Below are 7,289 nucleotides of genomic sequence, written 5' to 3'. Positions count from 1 at the left end.
GTTTCATTGATAATTCTTTTTTGACTATCATTTCACGAGTGCCCACACAGATTGCATGGTCAAATTGTTAAAGAACAATGTTTGCCACAACTGCTCTGATTCAGTGCTTTGCCGTGACAACGGAGGCGCATTATAGAGACTTGATTGGGTTTGGCAATACTTTAAATTCAATTATTTTGTCAGAAACAACCAAGCGATTATTTATTGACCAGAAAGTGCGATTTCAGAAGAAATAACGCACTAGATTTCAGCTTGTTCTTCTATTCGCATCACTAACTCAGCGGGTAACTGCAATGCTTTAGCCAGCTCATCAAGGTAAGCACGCTCCAGGAAATGATCCACATCTATTGCCAGGAGTGAAACTAAATAGACTTCCGATGCCAATGCCATATTGTCCACCTGCTGGCTAAGCGCATTCGGATCCAGTGGCGCATCTACCCACTGCAAAATAGCAGTTTCGCTATCAACCCCCAAACCCTGCTTAGCTGCCCAATTGGCAATAGCGGCACGTTCCTGCTCATCGATATGCCCGTCGGATTTAGCGGCAAAGACCATCGACTGAAGCAATAAGCCCGCTTTATCATCTAATTGTTGTTGAAATATAGGCTCAGAGACTGAGGTTGAGTTAGGTGCCGAACCATCATCTTACTGCCAATTTTTATATGCTTGGTAAGCTAAGGTACCGACCAGTGCCGTTCCCCCAACAGCAGCCGCTTTTGTCCCGTATTTTTTCGCCAATTTTCGGGTTTTCTTATTACCTAGCAGCGCCCCGACGACCCCACCACCTAATGCGCCTTTGAGCAGGTCACTCGACGAACTGGCTTTTGTACCGGAATCCGACTTCCCTTTGTCTGAGTACTTGTTTGTATCTAGGTACTTGCTCGCTTCGCCCAGCAGCTTATCCATCATTGATTTCATACATCCTCCACTTTCTTATGTTCTCAGGCATTTTTATTTAGGCTCTAAAAAGAGATTGAAAAGGGAGTGAGTCTCACTGCCTGAATCATCTTGTTTGTAATGACATTACGTAGGCTAATTAAACGGGGATGAATATAAAATGAATTCAAAGGTAAATGAATGTAAAAAAGCCCTCCTATAGTGGGAGGGCTTCATTGGCGGCATAAATACCTGCGGACTATTGCTTGGCTTCGATATGGCCTTCGTTAGCAACGATGTTAATTGGTTTACCTGTAACAAACTTGCCTGACAATATATCTTGAGCCAGTGGGTTTTCCACATATTGCTGAATAGCACGCTTCAGAGGACGAGCACCGAATACAGGGTCGAATCCAGCCTCGGCAATAAGATCCAACACGCTGTCATCCAGCTTCAGCTGGTAATCACGCTCTTCTAGACGTTTAACCAAACGAGCGATCTGGATACTGGCAATATTCTTGATATGCTCAGCGTCCAGTGGATGGAAGACCACAGTTTCATCAACTCGGTTGATAAACTCCGGTCGGAAATGCTGTCCCACCACTTCCATTACCGTTTGTTTAATGCCTTCGTAATCCAATTCGCCAAAGTGCTCCTGGATACGATCCGAGCCTAGGTTTGACGTCATGATCACTACGCTATTGCGGAAGTCGACAGTCCGGCCCTGGCCATCGGTCAATCGCCCGTCATCCAACACTTGCAGCAAGATATTGAAGACATCAGGGTGAGCCTTCTCAACCTCATCAAGTAAAATCACCGAATATGGGCGGCGGCGAACCGCTTCTGTTAGGTAGCCCCCCTCTTCGTAACCGACGTAGCCAGGAGGCGCACCGACCAAGCGTGCAACCGAGTGTTTCTCCATAAACTCAGACATATCAATCCGGACCATGGCATCGTCACTGTCAAACATAAAGTGTGCTAGGGCTTTGCATAGCTCGGTTTTACCGACCCCTGTTGGGCCGAGGAACAGGAACGAGCCAATTGGACGGTTTGGATCCGACAGCCCGGCCCGGCTGCGGCGAATGGCATTGGCGACCGCATCAACCGCTTCATCCTGTCCGATAACCCGCTTGTGCAACGCCTCTTCCATCCGCAGTAGCTTATCGCGCTCCCCTTCGAGCATTTTGGCTACCGGGATCCCGGTTTGACGGGAAAGCACTTCCGCAATTTCAGCGTCGGTCACCTTGTTCTTGAGTAAGCTCATTTCCTGCATCTCAGCTTGGGCAGCTAAGTCGAGCTGTTTTTCAAGCTCAGGAATTTTGCCGTACTGCAGCTCTGACATTCGGTTGAGATCTCCCGCACGGCGGGCAATTTCCATATCCGTACGAGCTTGCTCTAGTGCTGTTTTGATATGCTGGGTGCCAGACAAAGCGGCTTTCTCAGCATTCCACACCTCTTCTAGCTCGGCATATTCGCGCTCTTTTTTATCCAATTCATCACGCAGATCGTTCAAGCGCTTCTGACTGGCATCATCACTCTCTTTTTCCAGCGCCTGCTGTTCGATCTTGAGCTGGATGATCCGGCGCTCGAGACGATCAAGAGATTCCGGTTTTGAGTCTATCTGCATTCGAATACTTGATGCCGCTTCATCAATCAGATCGATGGCCTTATCCGGCAACTGGCGATCTGAGATGTAGCGATGCGAAAGGCCGGCAGCGGCCACAATCGCAGGATCGGTGATCTCGACATGGTGGTGCAGCTCGTAGCGCTCTTTCAGGCCTCGCAAAATAGCCACGGTATCTTCTACCGTCGGCTCATCCACCAGCACCTTTTGGAAACGACGCTCAAGCGCAGCATCTTTTTCAATATACTGACGGTATTCATCCAGCGTCGTCGCGCCTACACAGTGAAGTTCACCGCGGGCCAATGCCGGTTTGAGCATGTTGCCGGCATCCATGGAGCCTTCACCTTTACCGGCACCGACCATGGTATGCAGCTCATCAATAAACAGAATGATGCTGCCTTCTTCCTGCGACAGCTCGTTTAACACTGACTTCAGGCGCTCTTCAAATTCACCACGGTATTTGGCTCCGGCGATCAGCGCGCCCATATCAAGGGAGAGCACACGCTTGTGACGCAAACCTTCAGGCACCTCACCATTTACGATCCGCTGTGCCAAGCCTTCGACAATCGCCGTTTTACCGACACCCGGTTCACCAATAATGACTGGGTTATTCTTGGTACGACGCTGCAATACCTGGATGGTACGGCGAATTTCATCATCACGTCCGATCACAGGATCAAGCTTGCCCTGCTCAGCCCGTTCGGTCAGGTCAATGGTAAATTTCTCCAATGCCTGGCGGTTTTCTTCTGCATTGGGATCATCAACATTCTGCCCACCACGGACTTTTTCAATCGCCTGCTCTATCTTGTCCGCAGTCAGCCCTTTTTCCTTCAACAGCTGGCCTAGCGGGCCTTTGTCGTCTACGGCTGCCAAGATAAATAATTCAGACGAGATATATTTGTCTTTGCGTTTCTGGGCCAGCTTGTCACACATGTTGAACAACATGCCCATGCCATGTGACAACTGGACATCACCGCCGATACCGCTCACTTTAGGCAGCCGCTCCAACAATTCAGACAAGCCAGAGCGCAATTGGGCGATATCAACATTCAATAGGGTAAGAAGTGGACGGATGGTACTGCCATCCTGATTCAGCAGCGCCACCATCAAGTGGGCTGGCTCTATATACTGATGGTCCCGTCCCAATGCTAGCGATTGAGCATCAGAGATTGCCATCTGGAATTTGCTAGTAAAACGGTCAAGACGCATAAGTCCTCCTAATCTTCTCTCACGATAAGATATGGTGGCCTACTGTGCATTTTTCAAGCTGAAATTTCCTTCCTTAATTTTAGATACGTATGTTTCACGTGCTAATTCATACGGTTATATAGAAACAATAAAAAAGCCCTGCATATGCAGGGCCTTGAAGAAACCAACAAGTAAAGCTATTCCAGCCAGATCAGGGTTGCCTGGCGGCCTGTTACCCCATCGCGCCGGTAGGAGTAGAATTGCCCGGCATCCGCATAAGTACAAGCTTCCCCGCCAAACACCTCCCCCACGGAGACACTGGCAAGGCGCTGGCGTGCCAGCAGGTAAAGATCGGCCAACCATTTTTCACCATGGGGTTTGAAGGCGTCCGTAGCGGCAGGATCATGAGCAAGAAACTGTTCCCGCACCTCGCCCCCCACCTCGAAGGCCAGTGGGCCAATAGCAGGCCCAAGCCAAGCCATGATCTCCGAGCCCGGTACTGAAAACTTTGCGACAGCCTGTTCGATAATACCATCGACCAAGCCACGCCAGCCGGCATGGACTGCCGCAACTTGTGTGCCTTGGCGATCACACAAAATCACCGGTAGGCAATCAGCCGTCATCACCACACAAGGGAGATGCTTTTGCGCCGTGTAGCTGCCATCAGCATCTACTGCCTCTACGCTTGGCTGCTCAAGATCAACCACATCAATACTGTGGGTCTGATTCAGCCAAACGGGGGCGGTATCCAAACCAAGTTGTTGCTGTAAACACTGGCGGTTTTGCAACACAACCTCGGGGTCATCCCCAACATGGTTACCAAGATTCAAACCTTGGTATGGCCCAGCGCTATTACCGCCTTCGCGTGTTGTCGCAATGGCTTTGACATTGGCTGGAGCTGGCCAGTCAGGGACGATCCACATATCAGTATTCTTCCTCTTGGTGCGCTTCTTTGTCCTTGCGCAGGATGCTGATCATCGCGACCATATCAATTGGTAGCGGTGCACGCCATTCCATCAGCTCACCGGTGATTGGATGTTCAAGGCGAAGCATACGCGCATGCAGGGCCTGTCGGTCGAAAGCTCGCAGAGCTTGTACCAACTCATCAGATGCATTTTTCGGCGGACGAGGGCGACCACCGTATATCGCATCACCAATCAGTGGGTGGCTCAGGTAAGACATGTGAACACGGATCTGGTGAGTACGGCCCGTTTCAAGACGTAAAATGATACGGGTATGCGCACGGAAGTGCTCGGCCACACGGAAGCGGGTGATAGCCGGCTTGCCAAACTCACTGACGGCCATACAAACGCGCTTGGTCGGATGACGGCCGATAGGCTTGTCTACTGTCCCACCGCCGGTCATCTTACCCATGGCAATCGCTTCGTACTCTCGGGTGATACGGCGCTTTTGCAGCGCACGAACAAGACGAGTTTGCGCCTGGATCGTTTTTGCTACCACCATAAGACCCGTGGTGTCTTTATCCAAACGGTGGACAATACCGGCGCGCGGCACTTCAGCCAAATCAGGGCAATGATGCAGCAGCGCATTGAGCACAGTGCCATCCGGTGTCCCCGCACCAGGGTGTACGACAAAGTCACGTGGCTTGTTGATGACGATAATATGCTCGTCTTCGTATACAATATCCAACGGGATATCCTGAGCTTCCCAGCGGACTTCGTCCTCGATCTCCGCTTTGATAAACAGCTCTTCACCGCCCATCATTTTCAAACGTGGCTTTGTCGTGACTTCCCCATCGACAGAAACCATGCCATTTAGGATCCACTCTTTGATCCGTGAGCGGGAGTAATCGGGGTATAATTCAGCGATAACCTGATCAAGGCGCAAGCCAAGTTGACTATCATTTACTGTATTTGTTAACTCTATCTGCTGTGCCATAGCGAACTTTTTTAAAAAGCGTGGGACTAAACGTCAAACGCTGCGTAAAATAACATAATAGTGTCATTGTATCTGTTAACGGCTCAGACCGTAATGGATCCGCCGAAATAAAATTATTTATCAAGGAAACAGTCGCCGCAATGAAACGCCTGACTCTATCGTCTCTTCTTGCCGTCGCCATACTTTCAGGCTGTTCAAGCACGGAAGAAGTGGTACCGGACGTACCGCCATCTGAACTTTATGCCACAGCCCAGCAAGCCCTGCAAAGTGGTAGCTGGACAACCGCCATCGAACGACTGGAAACATTGGATTCCCGTTACCCGTTCGGTGCGTATTCTGAACAGGTTCAGCTTGATCTTATCTATGCCTACTACAAAAACGATGATCTTGCTTTGGGTGAAGCAACGATTGATCGTTTCAACCGCTTGAACCCTGCCCATGAGAAAGCTGACTGGGTGTTGTATATGCGCGGTCTGACTAGCATGGCGCAAGACCGAAGCTTTATGCATGACTTGTTCAATGTTGATCGCCACGACCGTGATCCAGAGCCTGCCCGCAAAGCATTCCGTGACTTCAAACGCTTGTTAGAGCGCTATCCGAACAGCCGTTATGCTGCTGATGCCCAAGCACGTATGGTCTTTTTGAAAAATCGCCTGGCTGAATACGAGCTAGCCGCTGCCGACTTCTACCTTCGCCGTGAAGCCTGGGTGGCTGCCGTCAATCGCTCCCAGCTTATTCAGCGCGAGTACCCAAATACTGAGGCTGCCCGAAAATCTCTACTGATTATGGAAAGCGCCTACGAAAAACTCGGCTTGAGCGAGCCTCTGGAAAACACCCGCAAGCTTATCGCACTCAACCCAGTTTAATGGGCAATTGAGCGAACATAAAAAACAGCAGCCTATTGGCTGCTGTTTTTTTGTATGTCTGAATATTGTCACGGCTCGCTTGAAAAAAGACTGGTCAAAATTAACTCAAGTAATTGTTATAAATCGAAAAAGGTCCCTGAGCAGCACCAGCCATCAGCGTTCGTTCTTTCCTCATACTGCCCCAAGTTTCTGCTGTTCTACAAGCACTTTCTTCAAACTTTTTTGCAACAAGCAAAGCCTGATCACAGAATTTTTCTGGACAATATCTTAACAACACAATCGTGATCTACATCACATTATTGATTCCTGAATTTAGTAATCTGAAGTCAACCCAACGAAGGGTAGCAAAAGAGGAAAGATAATTATGACAGTAGACATTACCGGCAAAAACCTAGATATCACCCCTGCTATCCGTGAGCGTATTGAGTTTAAATTCAAGAAGTTAGAAAAGTATCAAGTTCCACTCATCAGCAAACATGCTGTGATCAGCACTGAGCCAAACCGCCAATTTAAAATTGAAGCATCTGCTGCTATTCCGGGAGGTCAACTAGTCGCCTCAGCAGAGCATGACGATATGTACGGTGCGATTACCGAGGTATACCAGAAGCTGGAACGCCAACTGAACAAACAAGCTCACAAACCAACGGCACGCCGTGCAAGCCACAGCAATAAGCCGCAGATCGAAGAAACAGAAGCCGAAGAAGAAGCATAATTATTCAAGAGGATTTTATAAACAGCCCTGCCCTGCAGGGCTGTTTAGTTTCTGCTTGACAACCCTTCCTAGGCTTAATAATGTTGAGCCATACCTAATCCAAATTCATAACATTCAGTATTTA

5 protein-coding genes and 1 pseudogene are annotated in these 7,289 nt (G+C 49.2%); 2 read left to right on the top strand and 4 right to left on the bottom strand.

Going from position 1 to position 7,289, the window contains the following annotated elements; all coding sequences use genetic code 11:
- Window positions 1-240: 240 nt before the first annotated feature.
- The 4 genes and pseudogenes from R2X38_RS21360 to rluD all read right to left on the bottom strand — a co-directional run bounded on the left by R2X38_RS21360 (window position 241) and on the right by rluD (window position 5,587).
- Window positions 241-906: pseudogene (locus R2X38_RS21360) on the bottom strand (tellurite resistance TerB family protein).
- A 229-nt stretch (window positions 907-1,135) separates the two neighbouring features.
- Complete coding sequence (clpB, locus tag R2X38_RS21355; RefSeq protein ID WP_317524367.1) at window positions 1,136-3,709, bottom strand: ATP-dependent chaperone ClpB; 2,574 nt, start codon at window positions 3,707-3,709, stop codon at window positions 1,136-1,138.
- 176 nt (window positions 3,710-3,885) lie between these two features.
- Window positions 3,886-4,611 (bottom strand): peptidoglycan editing factor PgeF, encoded by a 726-nt coding sequence (gene pgeF, locus R2X38_RS21350; protein WP_317524366.1) that lies wholly within the window; start codon window positions 4,609-4,611, stop codon window positions 3,886-3,888.
- 1 nt (window position 4,612) lies between these two features.
- Window positions 4,613-5,587 (bottom strand): 23S rRNA pseudouridine(1911/1915/1917) synthase RluD, encoded by a 975-nt coding sequence (gene rluD, locus R2X38_RS21345; protein ID WP_317524365.1) that lies wholly within the window; start codon window positions 5,585-5,587, stop codon window positions 4,613-4,615.
- Window positions 5,588-5,727: 140 nt separating this feature from the next.
- Between rluD and bamD the strand changes: the two genes are divergently transcribed.
- On the top strand, window positions 5,728-6,453 hold the full coding sequence (bamD, locus tag R2X38_RS21340) for an outer membrane protein assembly factor BamD (protein ID WP_317524364.1): 726 nt from the start codon (window positions 5,728-5,730) through the stop codon (window positions 6,451-6,453).
- A gap of 364 nt (window positions 6,454-6,817) precedes the next feature.
- Window positions 6,818-7,165, top strand: a complete 348-nt coding sequence (gene hpf, locus R2X38_RS21335; RefSeq protein WP_107300783.1) for a ribosome hibernation-promoting factor, HPF/YfiA family — start codon at window positions 6,818-6,820, stop codon at window positions 7,163-7,165.
- Window positions 7,166-7,289: the final 124 nt, after the last annotated feature.

The organism is Photobacterium rosenbergii (genome assembly GCF_033022775.1).
In the GTDB taxonomy this organism is placed as follows: domain Bacteria; phylum Pseudomonadota; class Gammaproteobacteria; order Enterobacterales; family Vibrionaceae; genus Photobacterium; species Photobacterium rosenbergii_A.
This window is presented reverse-complemented; position numbering and strand designations above follow the sequence as displayed.